General features: G+C 46.4%; 1 protein-coding gene. It reads right to left on the reverse strand.

Annotated elements, in window-relative coordinates; translation table 11 throughout:
- A partial coding sequence (locus CWC11_RS21865) for a TonB-dependent receptor plug domain-containing protein (protein ID WP_138684251.1) occupies window positions 1-289 on the reverse strand: 289 nt, incomplete at both ends.

Consider the following 289-nt stretch of genomic DNA (forward strand, 5'->3'; position numbering starts at 1 on the left):
CACGGCCAAATAACGCCGCTTTTGGCCCTTTGAGTATTTCAACACGTTCGATACCAGATGCATCTCTTGGTCCAGAAAAACCACGACCTGCGTTAAAACCATTCACTAAATAGCCGCTGGGTACATTCTCGTCGCCAAAGAAACCGCGAATGGCGAAGCTATCCCACAGCCCTCCTAAACTATTTTGACGGCTTACTGATGCCGATAAATCTAGAACCTGTGTTAATCCAGTCAAGCCGGTATTTTCAATTAGATCAGCATCCAGTTCGAGAATCGCTTCTGGAGATTG

Origin of the sequence: Pseudoalteromonas sp. S3178, assembly GCF_005886985.1 — a bacterium.
GTDB lineage: Bacteria > Pseudomonadota > Gammaproteobacteria > Enterobacterales > Alteromonadaceae > Pseudoalteromonas > Pseudoalteromonas carrageenovora.